Raw genomic sequence first — 20,771 nt, forward strand, 5'->3', positions numbered from 1 at the left:
CGGGTCACTTCACCGGCGTACCGGTCAGGTCGCCCAGCTCGGCGGCGAAGAGCTGCGCCGGGTCGAGCCCCATGCCGGAGAACTGGCCCGCGAGCTCCAGGGACAGGACGCCGTGCAGCCGGGTCCAGAAGGTCAGGGCGCGGTGGAGGGCCGCGGGCGGAGCGGGATGGTCGCCCGCCCAGTCCCGGTGTCCCGCGAGGTGCGCCTCGAACTCAGTCGCCGGGCCGTCCGCCGGCAGCGCGGCGCAGGCGTCCAGGAGGGTCGCCATGATCTCCGACGAGATCGCTGTGGTGTCGTCGGGCGCGTGGTAGCCCGGGACGGGCGTGCCGTAGATGAGGAAGTAGCGCTGGGGGTCCTTCAGGGCCCACGCCCGCAGGGCGTGCGCCAGCCCGGACAGGCCGGCACCGGCCTCCGCGGCGGCGCGGAAGGTGTCGGCGAGGCTTCGGTACGCGTCTCTCACGAGCTCGGTGATCAGCTCGTCGCGGCCTCCGAAGTACCGGTACAGCGCGGGTCCGCTCATGCCCATCTGCTTGGCGATCGCGTTCAGGGAGAGCGCGGAGGCGCCGGCCGTGGCGATCTGCTCCCACGCCCGTTCCTTGATCTCCGTACGCACCTGGGCGCGGTAGCGCTCACGCGGGGTCTTCGCTTCCGAGTTCACCATAGTTAGAGGTTATCACTGAAGTTATTGACACTCTCGAACCCATCGAGTTATAACTTCTAACGAACGCGAAGCCGAGTAACTCAATGGCCCTGTGGAGGTCGTCGCCATGAACACCGAAGGACTCGTCGAGGTCGTGCTGCCGGGCAAGGTCGAGCCCGAGGGGCTGCAGATCCGGCACGGGGCGGTGCCCGCCGCGGGCCCCGGCCAGGTCGTGATCCGGATGGAGGCGACCGGCGTCTCCTTCGCCGAGCAGCAGATGCGGCGCGGCCGCTACTACGACCAGCCGCCCTTCCCGTTCGTGCCCGGCTACGACCTCGTCGGTACGGTGCTGGCGACCGGCGAGGGCGTGGCGCCGGGCCTGGCCGGCACCCGGGTAGCCGCGCTGCTCAAGGTCGGCGGCTGGGCCAGCCATGTGCTCGTGGACGCGGCGGACGTGGTGCCGGTGCCCGCCGGGATCGGCGCGGCCGAGGCGGAGACCCTCGTCGTCAACGGCATCACCGCCTGGCAGATGCTGCACCGCAAGGCGCGGGTCCGTGCCGGGGACACCGTCGTGGTGCACGGCGCGAACGGCGGCGTCGGCTCGGTCCTGGTCCAGCTCGCCCGGGCCGCGGGTGCGCGGGTGATCGGTACGGTGTCCGAACGCCACCACGACGCCCTGCGGGAACAGGGAGTCGCCCCCGTCGACTACCGCGCCGGCGACGTCGCCGCCCGCATCCGCGAACTCGCCCCCCGCGGGGTGGCCGCCGTCTTCGACCACGTCGGAGGCCGCGGCATCGTCGACTCCTGGCGGCTCCTCGCCCCCGGCGGCACGCTCGTCTCGTACGGCAGCGCCTCCACCCGGGACGACGAGGGCTCCAAGCAGTGGCCCGTCCTCAAGCTCCTCTTCCGGGTCTGGCTGTGGAACACCCTCCCCAACCGCCGCCGCGCCTGCTTCTTCAACGTCTGGGCCGGCCGGGCCCTGGCCAGGAACCGCTTCCGCGCCCGCCTGCGCACCGACCTCACCCAGGTCTTCGCCGCCCTGCAGCGCGGCGAGGTCAGCGCCCGGATCGCCGCGCAACTGCCGCTCACCCGCGCCGCCGACGCCATGCGGCTGGCCGAGTCCGGCACCGTCGCCGGGAAGGTCGTCCTGAACCCGTAGCGAGCCCGCCGCCGCCCCACCTGTTCGTACCCACGTCGAGAGGATCACCATGCTTGCCAACAGCTCTGCCGCCTCCCCCTCCTCGCGGCCGCGCCGGTCACGGACCCGCACGGCCGCGGTCACGGTCGCGCTCGCCGTCACCGGCGTCCTCGCCGGCACCGTCCCGGCCGCCCAGGCGACTGCGCACGGCACCACGTCCCGGTGCGGCGGCCGCGGCGTCGACGAGGACGCCGTCATCCGCTACCGGTCCGACGTCGTCATCAAGGCGCCCCTGAGCAGGATCTGGAGACTCCAGACCGACGTCGAACGCTGGCCGTCCTGGCAGCCCCCGGTCAGCACCGCCGAACGCCTCGACCACGGCCGCCTCAAGCCGGGCTCCCGGTTCCACTGGACGACCCCCGCACCGGCCACCCCGTCGACCCCCGCCACCACCCTCTCCATCACCTCGACCGTCCAGGAACTCCGCCGCGACAACTGCATCCTGTGGAGCGGCCCCGCGATCGGCGAGGGCCTGCGCATCGACGAGGGCGTCCACCTGTGGACCTTCCGCAAGGTCAAGGGCGGCGTACACGTCCACACCGAGGAGACCTGGACCGGCGACCAGGTCGAGTCGGACGTCCCCACCGCGACAGCGGCCCTCGGCGCAGGCCTCGAAGCCTGGCTCCACGACCTCAGGGCAACCGCCGAGCACCCCACCACCCCGACCGTCTGAACCGTCCCCCTCCTGACCGGCAAAAGGCCCAAGTTCTCCGGGACTTGGGCCTTCGGCGCTCTTGCCCGGCGTATCGCGGTCTCGTAGGTCCGGTCGGCCGACACCGCGGTGACCGAACCAGCGGCGTGCGTGTGATCTGCCCGGTCTCCGGGGCCACCCGGGGCAGCGCGTTGCACGGCCGTTCGTACCCGGATGCGCAGACGTCCTTCGCGGTCCGCGGGGCGAGGAACAGGGGCTGTCCGTCGACCGCACCGAGCGCTTGCGCCTTCTTCGGCAGTGTGGCGACCTCGGTCGGGCTGCCCGACCTCGGTCGGGCCGGCGCGGCCGAGCTTCATCAATTGTCCGTGTCCCTCTGCCTTCGCCGGGAAGCGCGTTCGGGTCACGCCGACGCCGGTGGCGCCTTTCTGACGTGCAGCACATGGCCGTCGAGCGGCAGTGGCGCCCGGTCCACCAGGGCCAGGCCGGCGTCGGCGAACAGCCTGCCGTAGTGGTCGGCCCGCCGTTCGCGCCCGCCGACGTTGCACATCATGTGGAGGTCCCAGGCGGTGGCCAGCGAGACCGAACCGTCCGGGGGAAGCACCCGCTCGACGACGAGCAGATCGGCGTGGTCGGGCATCGCGCGGGCGCAGTGGCGCAGGATCTCGCGGCAGCGCTCGTCGTCCCAGTCGTGCAGGACGCGCGACAGGACGTAGACGTCACCGCCCGCGGGCACGTCCGCGAAGTCACCGGCAAGGAAGGCGCATCGCGTGCCGTGGCCGGCCTCCTCCAGCCGGTGGCGGGCGGCCTCGACCGCGTGCGGGCGCTCCAGCAGGATCCCGTTCAGGCGCGGGTGGGCGGCGAGGACACGGCCGAGGAGTTCCCCGTTGCCGCCCGCGACGTCGACCACGGTGGCCCCGCCGGGTGCCTCGGCCGCCGCGGTGAGCACCGGATGCGTGGGGACCGGGTCGAACATGGCGGACCCGGCGGCCATGGACTGGTCGAAGAGCTCCGCGAGTCGGGGGTCGCGGGCGAAGTGGTCGAAGTGGTTCTCGCCGAAGAGGTGCTCGAAGGCGACCTGCCCCGTGCGCACCGTGTGCCCGAGCCCCGCGAAGGACTGGTAGAACGGGCCGCCGTACATCAGCGCCAGCGCCCGCATCGACCCCGGGGCGTCCGTGCGCAGCAGTGCGCCCGGCGCGGTCAGCCGGAAGCCGTCGCGGCCCTCCGCCACCGCGCCCAGCATCACGAGATAACGCAGCAGGGTCGCCAGATTCCGCGGTCGCGCGCCGACCTCCCGCGCCAGGTCCTCGACACCGGTCCCTCGCTCGGCGTCCATGGCGTCGGGCACCCGGAGCTGCGCGAACGCGGCCAGCGCCTGTGTCGTCCACGCCCCGGTCAGCAGGCGAAGGAGCGTTTCGGCGGGTTGCCGTGCGCGATGCTCGTCCAGGTGGGCGGCGAGTACGTCGCGGTGGTCGCCGGGGACGTACAACTCCACGCGCCGGTAGGCGACCTTGGCCTCTTCGGGCGCGGCGAAGTAGAACACCGTGCCGTTCTCGTGCGGGTTGTAGCCGCCGCCGTCCGGGCGGGCTCCGTAGCGCGCGAAGGTCGCGCACAGGCCACGCAGCACCAGCGGGCCGGGCACCGGGACCTCGAAGGCGACGTGCGCCTCGTGCTGATGCTCCCGCTCGTGCGCGGCGATCGCATCCAGGTCCGAGCCCGGCGGCACGGTCAGCGCGAACACCTCGACCATGCGGTGCGCCCCGTCCGCCCCGGCCACGGCGGGGCGCAGGATACGGACGTCCAGCTCGGCGGCCCGCCGCCGATGACGCACGGCCAGCCGCCCCCGTACGACGACACTCGGCTGCGGCGGCAGGGCCGCGACGAGCCCGCAGTCCGCGAGCATGGCGTCCAACTCCGCCTCGCCGGAGGGGAGGACGAGCAGCGCGGCGTGGGAGAAGCGGCAGTGCTCGACGAGCGCGCGCAGCTCCGGACCGTCGAGTCCGGGCAGCAGCAGCGGGAGCAGCGTGGCGGTGTCCTGCTCCTTGACGAAGTCGACCGTCGCGAGCAGGCGGGACGTGTCGCCCGACAACGTCGTGATCATTGCGGGGATCCTCATTCAGGTGTGCGGATGACGCAGGAGTGGAGAGAGAAGGGAGACGGGCGGGAGGCGGGGCCGGACCTCAGACGCCGACGTAGTGCTCGGCGAACCAGTCCTGCCGGCTGCGCGAAGTACGCAGCGAAGAGATGCGGGCGCGCCGCAGGGAGTTGTGGAACAACGACGTGCCGTCGGAGCCGGACGGCCCGTGCAGCAGCCCGGTCATCCAGTGCGAGAACTCCTGCGCACGCCAGATGTACGACAGGCACCGCGCCGAGTAGGCGTCGAGGCCCTCGCAGTCGTCGTGGACGAGGTCGTCGATCAGGGCGCGGGCGAGGATCGACGCCTCCAGGACCGCGAGGTTGGCGCCCTTCGCCGCGGACGGGCTGATGAGGCCGGCGGCGTCGCCCACCAGGAACAGCGAGCCGTGCCGCAGCGGTTCGAGCACGTCGGACTCCAGGTCGACGAGGGCTCGCTGCACGACGCGGCCGCGGTGCAGCGGGCCGTACTCCGCCGCCCGCATCCGCAGCTCCAGCTCGTCCCAGATCCGTTCCTCGGACCAGGCGTCGGCCCGGGTGCCGCGCTCGCACTGGAGGTAGTAACGGGTGACCTCGCTGGTCCGCGCCATGTGTCCGGCGAAACCGCGTTCGTGCACCGCGTACCCGACGGCGTCCAGGCTGGGCGGCGCCTCGGCGAGCAGCCCGAGCCAGGTCACGCCGTGGTCGCAGTGCTGCCGGCGCACCGAGCCGGCCGGCAGCGAACGCCGGGCGACGCCGTGCCGCCCGTCGCACCCGGCCACGTACCGCGCCCGCCACTCGCCGGGCCGCCCGTCCGCCCCGCGTACGCTCACCGAGGGCCGATCGGTGTCGGCGTCACGGACGGCCACGGCCTCGGCGGCGAACTCGACCCGCCCGCCGGCGGCCAGGAACCGCGTCAACAGGTCGGTGACCAGGAGCTGTTGGGGATAGACGGTGTGCCGCTCACCGCGCCCGAGCGTGCCGTAGTCCAGCCGGAACCTGCCGTCCTCGGTACGGAACTCGCAGGTGCTGTGCGCCTGTCCGTGCCGTTGCAGCCCCTCGGCGAGCCCGTGCCCCTCCAGGATCCGTACGGTGCCGGCGGCCAGGAACCCCGCGCGCGCCCGCGTCTGGATGTGCGTGCGCTCGGCCCGCTCCAGGATGACGCAGTCGATCCCGCTGTCCTGAAGAAGGTTCCCCAGCACGAGCCCGGCCGGTCCGGCGCCGAGGACGACCACGTCGGATGTGCTCCGGGTCTGCCTGTCTGTCACGAAAAGGGATAGTAGGTTGCGTCAAGTGGCCTACCATACCGAAATCACCTGATCGGGAAGGGTCGTGGCAGTGCGGTGGGGCGTGAGGGCGGCGGAGCGCGCGGGTGGCGCCGCAGACGTGAACGGATGGGCGTCCGCCTCCGACACCCCCACCGGCGCGGTGACCACGGCGATCCCGCAGACCGGCGGCGAACCCGGAACATCCGGTCGACCAGGTCGTATGCCTCCCCCTCAGCCCCGGCTCAGGCTCAGGCTCAGGCTCAGTATCCGCGAGAGGTGTGCCGGCCGCCGGCCGGGGCGGCCATCGGCGGCCCGGGTCAGTGCCGGCAGCCGCATCCCGAGGCGGCCTTGGCCTGCGCCACCGTGCTGGAGGGGTCGGCGGTCCGCTCGTCCGACGTGCAGCAGTCGGTGACACCGCAGCACGCGTGCGCCCGCGTGGCCGAGTCGTCCGACTCCTCGGAGCCGGACGGCTTGACCGCGCGGACGACGGCGGAATGCATGCCGTCGGCGACGGGGTGGGTCGGCGTGATCTCGACACCGGTGAACCCGGCGCCCTCGAGCCCCGCCCGGTACTCGGCGAAGGACAGCGCGCCGGCGATGCAGCCGGCGTAGTCGCCGCGCTCGGCCCGCTGTTCGCAGGTGAGGGAGTCGTCGGCGACGACGTCGGAAACGCCGATACGGCCGCCGGGCCTGAGGACGCGGAAGGTCTCGGCGAAGACGGCGGCCTTGTCCGGGGACAGGTTGATGACGCAGTTGGAGATGACGACGTCGATGGTGCTGGCAGGGAGCGGGACTGCCTCGATGGTGCCCTTGAGGAACTCGACGTTGGTGGCTCCCGCCCGCTCGGCGTTGGCCAGGGCGAGGGCGAGCATCTCGTCGGTCATGTCGAGCCCGTACGCCTTGCCGCTGGGGCCGACGCGGCGCGCGGAGAGCAGGACGTCGATGCCGCCGCCGGAGCCCAGGTCGAGGACGCGCTCGCCCTCGCGGAGTTCGGCGACGGCGGTGGGGTTGCCGCAGCCGAGGGACGCGGCGACGGCCTCGGCGGGCAGCGCGTCGCGCTCGTCGGCGGCGTACAGGGTGGAGCCGAAGTTCTCGTCGACCTCGACGGGCTGCGGCCCGCAACAGGCGGTACCGCCCTCGGTGACCTTCACGGCTGCGGCGGCATAGCGCTGCCGGACGGTTTCGCGCAGGTCGGTGGACTGCTCGCGCATGGCGTCGCTCCTCGGAGAGACGGGGCACGGTGGTGCCCCGAACGGCCTGTATTGACGTTCGTTGATACAACCTTGCGCCTTGGATCGAAAAACGTCAACATAGAGAAATGTCGAAACAAGGGCCGGAGGTGCTCGACCGGAACGCCGACTGCTGCTCCGCAGTGTCCGCGGCACCCCTCCACGAGGAACGGCGGCGGAACCGGCCTCTTCGCAGAGGCGGCACTCCGGGTCTTCGGCAGCGGCCCGGTGTCGTGGATGGTCTGCGATGCCCGGTCGCCGACGGCGTCGATGACGTACGACTTCCAGTTGCTGCCCGACCGCCGACCGCCGACCGCCGACCGCCGACCGCCGACCGCCGACCGGCCGTGCCCGTGCCCGGGGCCGACTGGGAGGAGTTCGGGTGGCGGCCCGACGGGTGTGGTCGAGCCGACTGCCGCATGCGAAGTACGGCACGTCCGAGGAGGCGGTGTTCGTCCCGGTCTCGTGGTTCCTCCGTCCAGGTCGGGGCGGCGGCAGCGTCTGATGAAGATGCACGAGGAGGGAGGTGCGTTCCTGGTCAGGGCGGTGATCATCCGCATAGGCAAAGAGTTTGTAAGACTTCGGCGCAGCCTGTCAGGGTTCGTGACTGATCACCTCCGTGACCGGGAGGTGCAGCACCAACTACTGGGGAATCAATGCGCACTACCGTCATGCGTCGCATATCTTTGGCCGGCATCGCGGCCGTCACCAGCACGGCCCTGCTCGCCACCGCGGCTTCCACCGCCGTGGCCGCCGACAGCACCCGCACCGAGGCCGTCGCCCTGGCCGCCGCGAGCGAATCGACGGCTCCGGCCCTGACCGCGGAGCAGCGGAAGTTCATCGAGGACGGGATGGGGACGGACGCCCTCGCCGAGATCTCGAAGGCCATGAGCGAGCAGTCCGCCGCCGCGACCGGGCGTCAGACGCGGGCGTTCCCCATCGCGGCCGTCGCCATCGGCGCCGCGGCATGGTGCGCGAGGGGCGCCCTGGCCAGCATCCCGACGTCCGTGCTCAGCGACATCGCGGCCGGCAAGGCTTCCAGCAAGAAGACGTACGTACGGAACGCCATCATCGGCTGCCTCGGCGGCGAGATCGGCGGCTGGGCCTGGAAGGTCCTGCCGGGCTGGGTGAAGAACAAGGCCATCAACATGGTCATCGCCTTCATCATCAAGTACGTCCGCTAGGGTCGCACCGCACGACGAGACCCAGAGGCACCCATGGCGTACATGTTCATCTTCGGCTGTTTCTGCGTGCTGAGCGTGGCCAGTCTGCTGGCGGCACGCGTCGGATACCGAGGTGAGGTCTGCAACAAGTCCGTCGGGTACGACGTCCCGGCGGAAGTGAAGGCCGATCCTGTGCTCAGAAAGCGGGCCGATCAGCTCGTGGCTTTCTGGTGCACCGGCGCCGCGGTACTCAGCTTGGCGCCGCTCGTGCCGATCGGCAGCGTCATCATGAGCGGCGGCGGCAAGTCGGTCTCCACCTGGGGGCTGCTGGTCTTCGCGCTCTACGGGATGGCCGTGGTGATCGTGGGGGCCTACCCGTTCGAGAAGATCAAGCATCTCGGCAGCGACTGAACCTTGGCGCCAACGCCGAGACCGGCCCTCGGGGAGGACACAATCCGTCCCCGAGGGCTTCGTCGTGCCTGTCCTCCCTCACGCCCGTCACCGGGTTTCGGCCGAGTCGTATGCAGCGGCACCTCCGGCATCGACACCAGCCGCGGTGGACATGCGGCGCATCGTGAAACACCGGCTCGCCCTCCCGGCTTCGCCGTCCGTATGACTTCGCCGGAGCCGGTCCTCCGGTGGGTCCTTCCCGATGCCGGCCGGGAGGCTCTGGGGCTGTCGGATCAGAACGGACCGTGGAGACTGCCCAGCCTGTCGGTCAGGCGCAGGTTCTCGGAGTAGTCGACGGGGCAGGCGATGACGGAGACCGAGTTGTCGTCGAGGGCGCGGCGCAGTGCGGGCAGCAGTTGGTCGGCGGTTTCGATCACGTAGCCGCGTGCGCCGAAGCTTTCGGCGTAGGCGACCAGGTCAGGGTTGGTGAACCGGGTGTGGCTGTGGCGGCCGAGTTCGAGTTCCATCTTCCAGGTGATCAGGCCGTATTCCTCGTCCACCAGGACCAGGACGACCAGCGGGACGCGTTCACGGACGGCCGTCTCCAGTTCCTGAGAGTTCATCAGGAACGAGCCGTCCCCCATCATCGCCAGGACGCGCCGGTCCGGCCGGGCCAGCTTGGCGGCGATGGCCCCCGGCAGTGCGAACCCCATCGTGGACAGGCCGTTGGAGACCAGGCAGGTGTCCGGTTCGTAGGTGGGGTAGAGACGGGACATCCACATCTTTCCGGCGCCGGTGTCGGCGAGCACGATGTCGTGGCGGTCCAGCGCGGTGCGCACATCGGTCACGACACGCTGCGGCACCAGGGGAAACGCGTCGTTGTCACGTCCGTACTGCAGCTCTTCGTCGAGCAGGGTGCGGATTTTCTCGCTGCTTCCCGAATCGAAGGTGAGTCCCTCGGGCAGTGCTGCCGCGAGCGCGTCCAGCGCCTGTGAGGGGTCACTTTCGACACCCACGGTGACCGGGTAGTGGGTGTCCACCTCGGCGGGGAAGCGGTGGACGTGAACGATCCGCTTGTCGCCGTTCGGGTTGATCTTGGCCGGGTCGAACTCCTGGATCTCGTAGCCCACGCAGAGCACCACATCGGCCGCGTCGAAGCCGAAGTTTCCGTAGTCGTGGCGCATGAAGCCGACCGCGCCGAGGGCGTTCGGATGGTCGTCGGGAAAGACGCCCTTGCCGTGGAAGGTGGTCGCGACCGGGATGTTCAGCCGTTCGGCGAACCGCACCAGGGCGGCCGAGGCCCCGGCTCGGGCGGCGCCATGGCCTGCCAGCACGACCGGGTGCCGGGCGGCCGAAAGCACTTCGGCCGCCCGTGCGATCTGGGAGGGTGACGGCGCGTCGGCCCGCACCGTATCGATCTGCAGCGGCGCAAGCGGTCCGGCGGGACGCTCCGCTTCGACGTCCTCGGGGACCGCGAGGAACACGGCGCCGGGCCGTTCGCTCTGCGCCGTCTTGAACGCCCTGCGTGTCATCTCCGGCACCGCGTCCGGACACTCGATACGGGCCGACCACTGGGTGACGGGAGCGAACATCGATACCAGGTCGATGACCTGGTGCGACTCCTTGTGGATGCGGCGCAGGGAGCCCTGGGCGGCCAGGGCCACCAGCGGCGCACTGTTCGTCATGGCGTCCGCTGTGCCGAGCAGCAGATTGATCGCACCGGGCCCCAGCGTGGCCGAACACACACCGGCCCGGCCGGTCAGCCGCCCGTAGATCTCCGCCATGAACGAGGCGGCCTGTTCGTGGCGCACCAGGACGTACCGGATCCCGGAGCCGTTCAGCGCGTCGACGAAACGGATGTTCTCCTCACCGGGGATCCCGAAGACGTACTCCACGCCCTCGGCTCGCAGACACCGCACCAACAGGTGCGCGACGTCCTCCACTGCTGCAGTGTCCCGCGACCCGGTCGCGCTTTCGGTGCCCATGGGGCGACCGTAGGCACGCCCCGCCCGCCCCGGCCACCTGTCGGCCGCCGTCCGGGGACCGGTGACGGGTAGCGACCCGTGCCGGAGCTCAAGTACCGCCGATGCCATGCGGAGGCGCTGTGGTGGCGCCTTCCGCGGTCGGCCCGGACACCGGATCCGGATATGGACCCGCCGCCGGACACCGAGCGGCGGCAGGCTCAGGGAGCACCGCGTGACCGCTTCGTCGCCCGGCACCGACGCACCGCCGGCGCGGTACGACGACCTGCGGGCCCTGGTGATCGACTGCACCCTCAAACGGCCGCCGGGCACGAGCAACACGCAGGGAGCTGATTGACCGCAGCACCGCCATCATGGACGCGCAGAGGGTACGAGTCGACGTCCTACGGGCAGTGCCCCACGACATCGCCACCGGTGTGCGGCCCGACGTGACGGAGCGGCTGGGATACGGACGCCTGGCCGGACCTGTACCAGCAGGTCCTGGCGGCCGACATCCTGGTACGGGCGGGCCCCACCTGGCTGGGTGACAACAGTTCCGTGATGAAGCAGGTGATCGAACGCCGCTACGCCTGCTCCAGCCTGCTCAACGACGTCGGCCAGTACGCCTATTACGGCCGCGTCGGCGGCTGCCTGATCACCGGCAACGAGGACGGCGTCGAGCACCCATCGAGCCCCATGAGGGTCTCGCCCGGAATCGGAGCGTCTTCCTGGCACGGATCGCCGCGGCCTTCGGGATCTCGGTCGGCACGGCCCACGCCTACACCTCGGCCGCCGCCGGCCTGCTCGCCGAGCAGGCACCGGGCCTGCCCTCATGGGCTCGCTTCTGCCAGCAGTCCCCGGGCTCTGGCAAGACCGTACGCGGCCAGGGTGTACGCGTCGGAGATCCGGCCGCTGAGGAGCATGTCCTCGAACTCTTTCACGGACAGAGCCCGGCACCCCTCGATGCCCTCCTCCCGCGCGCCTGGGTTGGCGCCATCTTGGAAAGTGGCCGCATCGACATGCGCGAGGTACAGCTGGTCGCGTCCGGCGCGTAGACCGGTGTCGGGTGACATGGGCCCCAGATGCGTCAGGTCGCTCGCCTCGCACCCCACCTCTTCCTGTAGCTCCCGGCGCGCGGTCGACGCGCTGTCCTCCCCGGGGGAGCCGAAGCCGCGCGGAATCTCCCAGTGCCACCCGCGCTCCGCGTGGCGAAAGTGACGCAGCAGGATGAGCCGTCCGTCGCTGAGCACGGGCAGCACCGCGGCGCCTGCCGCCTCGGCCGCGGACACCAGGCGGATGTAGGTGCCAGTACGGCCGGAAGGAAACCGCACGGCATCGCGCAGCACACAGACGTAAGGGTCGCGGTAGACGACGCCGATGTCCCCCGACTCCTCCGGGAGCCCGGAAGTGACGGCGAGTTCCGTGACCTCTTTCGCCACCCTCTCCTGGTCCGCCCGGTTGAGAAGGATCTCGATCGCCCCTCCCGGCGGGTTCACGAACATGTCAGGATGCCGCTCGCGCAGCGCGTCGTATGCGGCGAGCCGGGCCTTCCTGCGCTGTTCGCTTCCCGCTCCTTCGCCGACGGTGCCATCGGTCTCTTCGTGGCCGTCACTTCGGTCCATATCTGCCCCTCGCCCGCGGCGATTGCGTGCTTCGATCATAGATACAAGGCGAGAGGCAGGCGCTTGATGCGCGCTGCCACGTCCTCGTAGTCGTGGACGACCTCGCGGTAGTGACCGTGCAGAGCCTCGACAACGTCGAAGACCCCGGTCCCCGAGGGGCCGAGCGCCTTCCGGCTCTGCCGTAGCAGGGCGCGCACTGTGGCCACCATGGCGGTGTCCAGCACATCCCATAGCGGAACGCCGATGGCGCCGGCCCCGCTGATGATCAACGACCGCATGAAACCAAGCACGTCACCTCCCTCCGACCGCATCCCTTGGCCGGCCAAGCAGGCACCCAGGATGGCGAGCTTGTTCCGCGGGAGGCTGAGATGCAGAGCGAGGTCGAACTGGGTGAGCATGTCCTCCTTGCCGAGGTTCAGCAGTGGGCCGTACCCCTCGGGCGTGTCCACATAGGTGCCGTGGCCCGCGTACACGAAGAACTCCGGTTTGTGAGCGGTCAGCGCCGCTATGCCGTCCCAGTTGGAGGGCAGCCGCCGGATGGGGCCGTCCAGCCCCTGTGGCACGTTTCCGGCCACCGCGATGTGCTCGGTTGGCCATCCCGTCCGGACGATCTCGCCGCCCGTGGCGTCGGCGTCGGTGACCAGCAGCGCGGCCAGATCATCCTCGCGTTCCACCAGTTGCCGTTTGAGCAGGTGCCGTCCATGGGCTACGAAAGCGGCCACGCTCACTGACTGCGACAGCGGAACCCGCGCAGCGAGAGGACGTGTATCACCCGGCTCCAAGGCGACATGCAGGGGGATGGCAAAGACATCGTCTGTCGGGATCAGGGTGAGATGGGATGGGAGACCGCCGTGGCAGGCTGACTTCCATGCCGGGGCGATGAGGAGTTCCCAGACGCGCCGACAGGTCTGCTCGCTCGGTGCCCGCTTCCCGGGATCCGCCAGGTCCGCCGACACCTGGCGGACCAGCTCGGACACCTGGTCGTATGGCACTGACGGGAGCAGCGTCATCAGCCCCTCCCGGCAGACCACCATGCCCAGGGAGTCGGGAACGGCCTGGCCTCCCGTGCCGCGGACACCGTCCGGGGCGGCGAAACGAAAATACCGGACTACGCAGGAGCCCGGGTGGTTGAGGGTGTATTGGGCGAGGCGGTGAGCGATGTCCTCGTCATGGGCCGCCGAGGTAAGGGGATGGTGCACAAACCGGTCTTCGTACTCCCGTTCCCGTTCGGCGAGCAACTCCAGCAGTTCCGTCTGCCGCTCGGCGGCCATTGGCTGGGGCGCCGCCCTGTGTCTCTCTCCAGTGCCTGTGGGGTGCGGCGCTTCGGCGCCAGCCATACGACGGGACGGGGGAGCGAGTACCGGAGGACGCGAGGAGGCGATCAGGTCCAGCAGCTCACGGCCGGAGGACTCCTCCACCAGGGACAGGACCTTCTCCAGGTTCTCTCGGGAGTCGTCCCCGGAGACGGCGTGGGCCGCGATCGCCTGCAGATAGGCCGGTCTCACATGGCGGGCGTAGGCCCGCTTGTAGAGCGGCAGAGCGATTGCCGCCCGTACAGACCTTGCCATGTCGAGTTGGCGGGAGAGCAGGTCGTCCGGTTGGCTCTCCTTGGGGAGACTGCGGGCCACACGCCGGTATCCCTGCACGGTGAACGCGTGGAAGTCGACATCCATGCCGGTTTGACGGCCCGCTCCAGGCGCGTCGTGATCCAGCTCGTCCAGGAGACGGCCCAATTCCTTCAGCCCCTCGGGCCCGCCCTGGTTGATTGCGAGGTTCTGCCGCGCGATGCGCTTGCCCCGTTCCCATCGCAGCCCCAGCAGTCTTTCGAAGTGCTTTGTGGAACGTTCCCTGTCGCTGTCGCGGAAGCCCTGGTTGGTGACCGACTGCGCGATCCGGTATTCATCTCCCAACATCTCCGAGATGGCCAGGGACCGCGCGGTGACTTCCAACGATCGGGGATTGTCACCGGCTTGCCCCACCGCCGTCGCGAGATTGTGGAGGGCGTTTGAATAGCCCCGCAGGAACTCCCGGTGCTTGATGGGAGCGCTGCGGGAGGGAAGTACTTCGGTGTTCACGCCGTGTCTCTGGCCCAAGGCGGTGATCTCGTCACACAACGCCTCCAGGGAGGTGATGAAGGAGCGGGCATCCGTGCCACCGTCCCCCGCTCGCGCTGTCTGGTTCCGTTCCTCGTACCGGGCCCGCGCGTGGTTGCTTTGCAGGTCGGGAAGGACCCACCACAGGCCCGACTCCTCTGCCACGGTGACGGCGGTATCGAAGGACAACCGAGCGGTGGTGTAGCTGCCCAGCCGGTACTGGATCCTGCCCGCTCCGTCGAACCACCTGGCGATCACATAGGGCGTAAAGGTGTCCGCCGGGTCCAGCCTCCCTTGCGACCACGATTCACGCAGTCGCTCGGCATCGCCCCGGGAGGCCTCGATCAGCCTCAAGCCCGTGAGTAGTTCGTAGGCCACGTCGGCCTGGACGATCTCGCACCAGTGGGCGCCCACCCGGCGTGCCATACCTTCGGTGCCGCGCTGCGTCCCCGGGCCGTACACTTCGGCCAGGCGAAGCATGCCGATCGCACGCGACTGGTGCATCGGTACGTCGAAGTCGGCGTCGAACCGGGTGATGAGCTGCTCGACGTTCAGCGCTTCTACGAAGGCCATGACTGAGGAGTCGGAGTCCGGCTGATGAGGTCCCTCGGCATTCTGGCTCATACGAAAACCTCGCTCTCGAATTGCGTGAGGACGGTCAGAGAACTTGGGAAGCCACGAAACGAATCGGAAGCACGCCCGAAAATCCATGCCGGGAAGTCATCGGGACCGGGAACGCCGTCGGACCAGGAAGTGGTACGCGCCGTAGGTGAGCAGACCGGCCACCCCGGCGCACGGCAGCGTCACCACCATGGGAACCGTGCCGTGACCGCTGCGCACACCCCAGGCTGCGACCGCTGTCCAGCCCGCTGTGGTGCCGACTAGGCCGGCGGCGCAGGAGTCCAGCCAACGGTACGAGGTGGACACCGCTGCCCCTCCAGCAGAGCGCAGCACCGCTAGGGGGAGCGCGAGAGCGAGTGCCGCGAGCAGCAGGATCAAGGGGGACTGCAGCGCCCGGGAGACCGGGAGCTTGTAGTTGAAGGCTTGGACTGCGGTGAGCGCTGTGATCACCGCCCCCAGAACGGACGTCTGGATCAGCGTCAGCTGGTTGCGTCGCTCGGTGAGCACCCGCTCGGTGATGGCCGAGGCTACGGAGCGCGCCGCGTCGGCACGTTCGCGTGTCGCCTCCAGATGGACCTGGTCACTCTCCATCTGCCTGATCAGCGCTTCCGCCGCAGCCAAATCCGTGTCCGGCCAGGTATGGCCCGGGCCTCGCCGCCGAACGGCAGGTGTGTTCAGGCGCATATTGTCGATGGCGATCGAGACGGTGCGGGTGAGCTGCCGCTGCTGCGTGATCGTCCAGAGGAGGCCGTGGGGACCGAAGAATTGTGTGCGGTCGAGTAGGTCCGCCGCTCTCTGAACCCGGTCCAGAGGGACCGGGGCGCCGGAGGCGGCTGGTTCGAGCGTCTGCAGTAACGCCGTGGTCTCCCGGTCACTCTGATCTATCCGGGGTTGCAGCGGATCGGAGGACGCGTACAGCCGCCTCGCGTGGTTCACCCTGGCAGCGTTCATAAGATAACGCGTCAGCGGTCTGAGGCCCTGATGGGCAGGTACCGTCCAGGCCCAAGCGTCCAGAGCGCTTTCCAGCCGGGCCGGGGCCAGGACATACAGATCGGAGACCATCTTCAGAGAGTCGTACTCCTCGGCTCGCCACACGCGGAAGCCTTCGTTCGTCTCGTCGAAACCCTCCCACCATGGCCCGCTTCCGCCGGACGGCGCGCATCTGCGGATTTGGTCGCAGAGTGAGCGCCTGCCTCCCCTGAAGCCACCCAACAGCGCCTCGAAAATGCGGAATTCGTGCAGGATTCCATGGGGAGAGGGAAGCGGTCCCGCCGCCGTGAGAGCCGTCGTCCATTCGTTGAGGAGATCGCTCCACTGCCCCAGATCCGTTTGCGTGTCATTGGGGGCCAGCAAGGCGACCAGGCCGGTCACATCGTGTTCCGCGAACGCGAACGCGGAATAGATCTCGTCCGCGCTGTCCCGCGTGGCGGCGGTCAGCATCGTGAACTCTTGGGCCTGGTCCGGGACCTGCGGCAGCACGGGCTCTGGTTCCGGGAGTCCTACGATCGGTGACGTCATGCCCAGTGCCCGACATGCCGTCCACAGCGCGCCGACATAGGGGTGGGCCGACTCGGAGTTTTCCGCGGAACGCGGCGCGAAGCACGTGACAATGAGGGCTGGCTTGATAAAGGCGCGCACTGCGGATGACCTGCTTCCCGACACAGGCTGGACAGACGTGATGCTCAGCCGACCGACCGCGTTCCCTCGGCGGAGTCGGGTGGAGACGGCGGTTGCCCGAGTTCGAGTTTGAGCCGACGGACCAGGTAATTGAGCTGCTCCCGCTGCTGTGGCGGGATAGGGGTCTTCTCCGGGCCGAGCTGGGCCTCGGCGCGGAACGCGCGCTCCTCCAGCGACTGCAGCGTTTCGAGAGCGGTCCGCACTGCCTCCTCGTCGCGACGTGTGAGTGCCGTCGCCAAGGCCCTGAACGCTGATCCTGCCGCCAGCCAGTCCTCGTCGGTCAGAAACCAACCATCGATGGGTTCCACGCGACGGTGTACTCGCTCGATGTCGATGGCGCTCACGCCCTGCCCCTCTTGGAGAGTCTTGCCGGGGGAGGCCCACTTTCCCGCTGGGGGGACACTGGTGCAGGCTGGAAGCGGAGTAGCCCTCGGTGTTCGTATTATAGCGCTCCGCAATCTCGGCACGCTGGGAATAGCGGCCACCGCGAACAGCCGCGAGCCCGACACCACGTACGTCCTCGGCGCGAATGTCGCTACGGCCGGACTGCTCGACCTGGACCACGTGTCGGCCTGGCTGCGCATCCTCGTGGCGGGTTGGCCCGCGGTCGCATTCCTCGGCGGCACGCTCCTCGCTCACTCGGCACCGACCGGGCAGGCCGGCCAAGGGACCGAGGCTCTGGCCCAGTTCGAGGACATCGAGGACCAGGAGGGGACCCCCGCCCCTGCACTGGAGCTCCCAGAACGCCGGCCGCCGTGCCCGACCCGGTCCCAGCCCCTGCTTTTCCGCCCGCCGTCTCCGTCCTGGCCGCCCTGGTGGAGCACGCCCGCAAGGTCGCCGCCGAGCACCACACCCGCACCGGAACGGCCATCGAGTCCTTCCGGATGAGGCGGTCCGGAATTCGGTCTATGCGCTTGGCATCCCCGTCGGGCGTGATTCCGGTCGTCGACCGGAACGGTGGGCGGTCCAGGAGGCCAAAGACCTGGCGGACGATGTCGAGCTCGATCTGCGGCCTGTGAGTGCGCGGATGCGGCGGAGGCAGCGTCGCCATGAACCGCACTGATTCGTCTGTGTCCCGCCCAGCACGCACGCCAATTGGTGGCTGCGGTGGTTGTTCAACTGGAGCGGCGCACGGGGTTGCACGACACAGGGACGGTGCTGTTCGGCTCGTTGGAAGAGGCCAAGCTGCACGCTGGTGAGGGTCGAGTGCGTCCCTCGTTCCCGCGTCGGGTGCGAGCACACGACGGAATGCGCCGGACCAGGGTGAGGGAAAGCCATCGGTGGGTGGTGAGGGCGACGGTGCTGAGTTGGGCTGCGGGTGTGCTCGGCATCCCGGCTGCTTCTGGGCCTTGGTGGGACGAACTTCCGTTGTACGGGCCCCGATTGGACCCCAAGCAGGTGTACGGCACGTTCGGCGTGGTTGGTGGTGAGGTGACATTGTGGGACCCCGAATCGGGCGACGCGTTCCCAGTGCCCTCCGATGCTGTACAGGTGCTCTCCGCAGGGGAGGGTGAACCCGGCGCCGCGATTCCCCGTAGTTGTCGTTCCTGAGTGGATGACGATCTCGGTAAAACCAAGCCCCATGTGCTCACGAGTAGCGTGATGCCGCGTGTGCACCGCGGGCCTGCGCGTCCGCCGACTGACGGACGCAGCGGGATGGGCATGGTCACCGCCTTGCGTGCTTGAGAACGGCAGTCAGGGCGTGATTGCAAGCGTTCGTAGGGCTGCCGCCGAAGCGACCAGGCCCTGCCACTCCAGCCTGGCGATCACGTCGTCGACTGTGCCTGGCGGCTTTCGCCAACTGTCCGCGATTCTTTGTACCGCGCAGTAGACGACCTGCGGGGCCAGATCGATCTGTGCCCCCAGGAGGCGTCCGGATGCACAGCTTCAACGTCCCAGGGGGCCAGGGCTTCGGTAGGGAAGTCCTTCAGGTTGAAGGTGACGACGACCTGTGCCTTGGCCCGGATCGCCGCGGCCAGGACATGCCGGTCGTCCGGGTCTGGCAGCTTCACGGCATCGATCAGTGGTTCGTGTCCTCTGACCAGGCAGTCCCGGATTGCAGCGTTCATCAAGGCGCGGACGCGGTCGAACTTCTCGGGCGGGATGTCCTGGTGGTTCTTGAGGAGGTTACGGAATGTCTCGTCGAGGATCTGATCGGTCCACTTGGCTTGGACGAGGCCACCCTGCGCGATTCGGATGAGGACGTCGCGCAGAGTGCTGGGGTAGAGGACGTTGGCGTCGTAAATGGCGACGAAGGCCATGTGCTAGATCATTCCCATTTCCTGGCCGAGCTGGGTGAGCTCGTCGGCGGCTTCGCGGCGACGCTGGTCGTCCTTGCGCTTGTACTCCAGGAGCGAGGACGCGGTGATCCGCCGGTGTGTGCCGACGGTTCGGTACTCGATTTCTCCGACCTCGAGCAGCCCGATCAGGAATGGGCGCGCGACACGTTGAGCATGTCCGCTGCCTGCTGTGTGGTGAGCTCGGCGTCGGACGGGACGATCGAGACGGCGCGACCGGCCCTCAGGTGGGCCAGCATGCCGGCAAGCAGTTCCACGGCCTCGCGAGGCAGGGCGAGAGGCTCGCGCTCTCCGTCCTTGACCGTCACGGTGATATCTGCGAGGTCCTGGTGCGCCGCCAGGTAGCTGCGGACCTGTGTGAGTGCGTGAGCTGCAGCCGCGGCCTTTTCCGGTGGAAGCTTCACGGGCCGGATGTCTGTCTTGGTCATGGTGCGCCCCTGTCGGTGCGGAGGCAGGCGTCGAGCCTGCGTATACCCGTGTCGCCTGCCCTCACCCGTGAGGTGGCGCTCTGGATCACCGACCGTCGCGCAGCTTCGTTTCTGTTCCGCCGAACAGGCCTCAATGCGCTCCATGGCAGCCCCCGGTCGGCCCGAGCTCACCTGCTGTCGCAGGGGATCGACCGCGCTTGAGCTTGCATCAGGAAACTGATCGGTTTACAGTCTCTGGAAACCGATCGGTTTCTCATTCTCCCGGGAGAGAGTCATGACTGTTTTGAAGGGCGCGAACGTCTTCGTCACCGGCGGCAGCCGCGGCATCGGCAAGGCGCTGGTGGAAGAGCTGTACGCGCGCGGCGCCGGCAAGGTCTACGCCACGGCCCGCGACCCGCGCAGCGTGACGCACCCCGACGCCGTCCCAGTGGCACTGGAGGTCACCGACCCCGCCTCGGTCGCGGCCGCCGCCGCACAGGCACAGGACGTGACCGTCCTGATCAACAACGCCGGTGCCTCGGTCGGCGCCTCCTTCCTCGACTCCCCGGTCGACGACATACGCCGGGAGTTCGAGACCAACTTCTACGGCCCGCTCCTGGTCGCCCGCGCCTTCGCACCGGTCATCGAGCGCAACGGCGGCGGCCACCTCCTCAACGTGCACTCCGTGCTGTCCTGGATCGCGCTCGGCGGCTCCTACAGCGCCTCCAAGGCCGCCCTGTGGTCGCAGACCAACTCCCTGCGCCTGGAGCTCCAGCCGCGCGGCATCGCCGTCACCGGCCTCCACGTCGGCTACGTCGACACAGACCTCGCGGCTGGCGTCGAGGCGCCCAAGTCCAACCCCCGTGACGTCGCCGTACTCGCTCTCGACGGCGTCGAGGCCGACGCGTACGAGGTGCTCGCCGACGACATCTCCCGGCAGGTCAAGACGGGCCTGGCCGGCGACCTGGCGGGGCTGTACCCCCAACTCGCCAAGTAGGCCAGTTTTCTGAGACCGGAAAGGGCATTGCGATGAGTGCGAATTCAGAGACGAAGAAGTTCTACGCCCTGAACATGTTCGACGTGGTTGACCTGGAGAAATACGTTGCGTATTTCAGCCGCTTGCCCGAAGCGGCCCCGCAGTATGGTGGTCGAATGGTGGCGTTCGGCCGTTTCCGGGACAACGTGGCCGGTGACCTCACGCCACGGCAGGTGCTGTTCCTCGTTGAATGGGAGTCCGAAGAGGCGTTCAACCGCTTCCGGGACGATCCGGAACTGGCCGACTTGCATCCGCTGCGGGAGAGCGGGACGGCGTCTTACATCTGGCAGACGTTCGATGGTTCCGACATGAGTGACCCCACAGACGTTTCGCTCGATGATGTCCTGGCGGTGCTCAAGCCTTAGCCTCGATCCTTTGTGAGGGCCCATCGGCGGAGTCGGTGGGCCC

General features: G+C 69.2%; 18 protein-coding genes and 2 pseudogenes. 8 read left to right on the forward strand and 12 right to left on the reverse strand.

From position 1 onward, the window contains the following. Nucleotides 1-4 precede the first annotated feature (4 nt). Entirely contained in the window at nucleotides 5-661 is a 657-nt protein-coding gene (locus AC3ETA_RS21015) for a TetR/AcrR family transcriptional regulator (RefSeq protein WP_432194449.1), read from the reverse strand. Between the two features lie 106 nt (nucleotides 662-767). Between AC3ETA_RS21015 and AC3ETA_RS21020 the strand changes: the two genes are divergently transcribed. After that, on the forward strand, nucleotides 768-1,799 hold the full coding sequence (locus AC3ETA_RS21020) for a medium chain dehydrogenase/reductase family protein (RefSeq protein ID WP_432194450.1): 1,032 nt from the start codon (nucleotides 768-770) through the stop codon (nucleotides 1,797-1,799). A gap of 49 nt (nucleotides 1,800-1,848) precedes the next feature. Continuing rightward, complete coding sequence (locus AC3ETA_RS21025) at nucleotides 1,849-2,511, forward strand: SRPBCC family protein (RefSeq protein ID WP_432194451.1); 663 nt, start codon at nucleotides 1,849-1,851, stop codon at nucleotides 2,509-2,511. A gap of 379 nt (nucleotides 2,512-2,890) precedes the next feature. On the opposite strand, the gene AC3ETA_RS21030 is transcribed toward AC3ETA_RS21025, so the two are convergent. The 3 genes from AC3ETA_RS21030 to arsM all read right to left on the reverse strand — a co-directional run bounded on the left by AC3ETA_RS21030 (nucleotide 2,891) and on the right by arsM (nucleotide 7,078). Beyond that, nucleotides 2,891-4,588, reverse strand: coding sequence for a methyltransferase (locus tag AC3ETA_RS21030; protein ID WP_432194452.1), 1,698 nt, complete (start codon nucleotides 4,586-4,588; stop codon nucleotides 2,891-2,893). Nucleotides 4,589-4,667: 79 nt separating this feature from the next. Next, the gene (locus tag AC3ETA_RS21035; RefSeq protein ID WP_432194515.1) at nucleotides 4,668-5,834 is read right to left on the reverse strand and encodes a 4-hydroxybenzoate 3-monooxygenase; all 1,167 of its coding nucleotides are present in this window, start codon (nucleotides 5,832-5,834) and stop codon (nucleotides 4,668-4,670) included. Nucleotides 5,835-6,184: 350 nt separating this feature from the next. Next, nucleotides 6,185-7,078, reverse strand: coding sequence for an arsenite methyltransferase (gene arsM / locus AC3ETA_RS21040; protein ID WP_432194453.1), 894 nt, complete (start codon nucleotides 7,076-7,078; stop codon nucleotides 6,185-6,187). Nucleotides 7,079-7,767: 689 nt separating this feature from the next. Here arsM and AC3ETA_RS21045 point away from each other — a divergent pair. Both AC3ETA_RS21045 and AC3ETA_RS21050 read left to right on the forward strand, forming a co-directional pair. Beyond that, on the forward strand, nucleotides 7,768-8,280 hold the full coding sequence (locus AC3ETA_RS21045) for a hypothetical protein (RefSeq protein WP_432194454.1): 513 nt from the start codon (nucleotides 7,768-7,770) through the stop codon (nucleotides 8,278-8,280). Nucleotides 8,281-8,322: 42 nt separating this feature from the next. After that, complete coding sequence (locus tag AC3ETA_RS21050; RefSeq protein WP_432194455.1) at nucleotides 8,323-8,670, forward strand: hypothetical protein; 348 nt, start codon at nucleotides 8,323-8,325, stop codon at nucleotides 8,668-8,670. Nucleotides 8,671-8,942: 272 nt separating this feature from the next. On the opposite strand, the gene AC3ETA_RS21055 is transcribed toward AC3ETA_RS21050, so the two are convergent. Beyond that, nucleotides 8,943-10,634: an acetolactate synthase large subunit gene (locus tag AC3ETA_RS21055; protein ID WP_432194456.1), complete on the reverse strand. Its 1,692-nt coding sequence runs from the start codon at nucleotides 10,632-10,634 to the stop codon at nucleotides 8,943-8,945. Between the two features lie 211 nt (nucleotides 10,635-10,845). Here AC3ETA_RS21055 and AC3ETA_RS21060 point away from each other — a divergent pair. After that, a pseudogene (locus AC3ETA_RS21060) lies at nucleotides 10,846-11,294 on the forward strand (flavodoxin family protein); the annotation flags it as partial. A gap of 146 nt (nucleotides 11,295-11,440) precedes the next feature. Here AC3ETA_RS21060 and AC3ETA_RS21065 read toward each other — a convergent pair. The 4 genes from AC3ETA_RS21065 to AC3ETA_RS21080 form a co-directional block, all read right to left on the reverse strand. Then, nucleotides 11,441-12,271, reverse strand: a complete 831-nt coding sequence (locus AC3ETA_RS21065; RefSeq protein ID WP_432194457.1) for an NUDIX hydrolase — start codon at nucleotides 12,269-12,271, stop codon at nucleotides 11,441-11,443. Beyond that, complete coding sequence (locus AC3ETA_RS21070) at nucleotides 12,268-14,949, reverse strand: CHAT domain-containing protein (RefSeq protein WP_432194458.1); 2,682 nt, start codon at nucleotides 14,947-14,949, stop codon at nucleotides 12,268-12,270. Before AC3ETA_RS21070 ends, AC3ETA_RS21065 begins: the two co-directional genes overlap by 4 nt. 96 nt (nucleotides 14,950-15,045) lie before the next feature. Next, complete coding sequence (locus tag AC3ETA_RS21075; RefSeq protein ID WP_432194459.1) at nucleotides 15,046-16,608, reverse strand: CATRA conflict system CASPASE/TPR repeat-associated protein; 1,563 nt, start codon at nucleotides 16,606-16,608, stop codon at nucleotides 15,046-15,048. Nucleotides 16,609-16,628: 20 nt separating this feature from the next. Further along, the gene (locus AC3ETA_RS21080) at nucleotides 16,629-16,967 is read right to left on the reverse strand and encodes a CATRA system-associated protein (RefSeq protein ID WP_432194460.1); all 339 of its coding nucleotides are present in this window, start codon (nucleotides 16,965-16,967) and stop codon (nucleotides 16,629-16,631) included. Between the two features lie 175 nt (nucleotides 16,968-17,142). Between AC3ETA_RS21080 and AC3ETA_RS21085 the strand changes: the two are divergent. Beyond that, nucleotides 17,143-17,642: pseudogene (locus AC3ETA_RS21085) on the forward strand (hypothetical protein); the annotation flags it as partial. Nucleotides 17,643-18,318: 676 nt separating this feature from the next. Here AC3ETA_RS21085 and AC3ETA_RS21090 read toward each other — a convergent pair. The 3 genes from AC3ETA_RS21090 to AC3ETA_RS21100 all read right to left on the reverse strand — a co-directional run bounded on the left by AC3ETA_RS21090 (nucleotide 18,319) and on the right by AC3ETA_RS21100 (nucleotide 19,348). Beyond that, a complete protein-coding gene (locus AC3ETA_RS21090; RefSeq protein WP_488187642.1) occupies nucleotides 18,319-18,435 on the reverse strand; it encodes a VapC50 family PIN domain-containing toxin in 117 nt (38 codons plus the stop codon). After that, nucleotides 18,390-18,884, reverse strand: coding sequence for a PIN domain-containing protein (locus AC3ETA_RS21095; RefSeq protein ID WP_432194461.1), 495 nt, complete (start codon nucleotides 18,882-18,884; stop codon nucleotides 18,390-18,392). The genes AC3ETA_RS21090 and AC3ETA_RS21095 overlap by 46 nt, the downstream gene beginning before the upstream one ends. A 164-nt stretch (nucleotides 18,885-19,048) precedes the next feature. Further along, complete coding sequence (locus tag AC3ETA_RS21100) at nucleotides 19,049-19,348, reverse strand: hypothetical protein (protein ID WP_432194462.1); 300 nt, start codon at nucleotides 19,346-19,348, stop codon at nucleotides 19,049-19,051. A 274-nt stretch (nucleotides 19,349-19,622) separates the two neighbouring features. Between AC3ETA_RS21100 and AC3ETA_RS21105 the strand changes: the two genes are divergently transcribed. Together AC3ETA_RS21105 and AC3ETA_RS21110 are read left to right on the forward strand one after the other, a co-directional pair. Next, nucleotides 19,623-20,324 (forward strand): SDR family oxidoreductase, encoded by a 702-nt coding sequence (locus tag AC3ETA_RS21105; protein ID WP_432194463.1) that lies wholly within the window; start codon nucleotides 19,623-19,625, stop codon nucleotides 20,322-20,324. A gap of 32 nt (nucleotides 20,325-20,356) precedes the next feature. Further along, complete coding sequence (locus tag AC3ETA_RS21110) at nucleotides 20,357-20,728, forward strand: DUF1330 domain-containing protein (protein WP_432194464.1); 372 nt, start codon at nucleotides 20,357-20,359, stop codon at nucleotides 20,726-20,728. Nucleotides 20,729-20,771: the final 43 nt, after the last annotated feature.

The organism is Streptomyces sp. bgisy027, assembly GCF_057710365.1.

Coding starts and splice junctions, on each gene's coding strand:
- AC3ETA_RS21015 (WP_432194449.1), bottom strand. CDS start 661: ATGGTGAACTCGGAAGCGAAGACCCCGCGTGAGCGCTACCGCGCCCAG.
- AC3ETA_RS21020 (WP_432194450.1), top strand. CDS start 768: ATGAACACCGAAGGACTCGTCGAGGTCGTGCTGCCGGGCAAGGTCGAG.
- AC3ETA_RS21025 (WP_432194451.1), top strand. CDS start 1,849: ATGCTTGCCAACAGCTCTGCCGCCTCCCCCTCCTCGCGGCCGCGCCGG.
- AC3ETA_RS21030 (WP_432194452.1), bottom strand. CDS start 4,588: ATGATCACGACGTTGTCGGGCGACACGTCCCGCCTGCTCGCGACGGTC.
- arsM (WP_432194453.1), bottom strand. CDS start 7,078: ATGCGCGAGCAGTCCACCGACCTGCGCGAAACCGTCCGGCAGCGCTAT.
- AC3ETA_RS21045 (WP_432194454.1), top strand. CDS start 7,768: ATGCGTCGCATATCTTTGGCCGGCATCGCGGCCGTCACCAGCACGGCC.
- AC3ETA_RS21050 (WP_432194455.1), top strand. CDS start 8,323: ATGTTCATCTTCGGCTGTTTCTGCGTGCTGAGCGTGGCCAGTCTGCTG.
- AC3ETA_RS21055 (WP_432194456.1), bottom strand. CDS start 10,634: ATGGGCACCGAAAGCGCGACCGGGTCGCGGGACACTGCAGCAGTGGAG.
- AC3ETA_RS21065 (WP_432194457.1), bottom strand. CDS start 12,271: ATGATCGAAGCACGCAATCGCCGCGGGCGAGGGGCAGATATGGACCGA.
- AC3ETA_RS21070 (WP_432194458.1), bottom strand. CDS start 14,949: ATGAGCCAGAATGCCGAGGGACCTCATCAGCCGGACTCCGACTCCTCA.
- AC3ETA_RS21095 (WP_432194461.1), bottom strand. CDS start 18,884: ATGGCCTTCGTCGCCATTTACGACGCCAACGTCCTCTACCCCAGCACT.
- AC3ETA_RS21100 (WP_432194462.1), bottom strand. CDS start 19,348: ATGACCAAGACAGACATCCGGCCCGTGAAGCTTCCACCGGAAAAGGCC.
- AC3ETA_RS21105 (WP_432194463.1), top strand. CDS start 19,623: ATGACTGTTTTGAAGGGCGCGAACGTCTTCGTCACCGGCGGCAGCCGC.
- AC3ETA_RS21110 (WP_432194464.1), top strand. CDS start 20,357: ATGAGTGCGAATTCAGAGACGAAGAAGTTCTACGCCCTGAACATGTTC.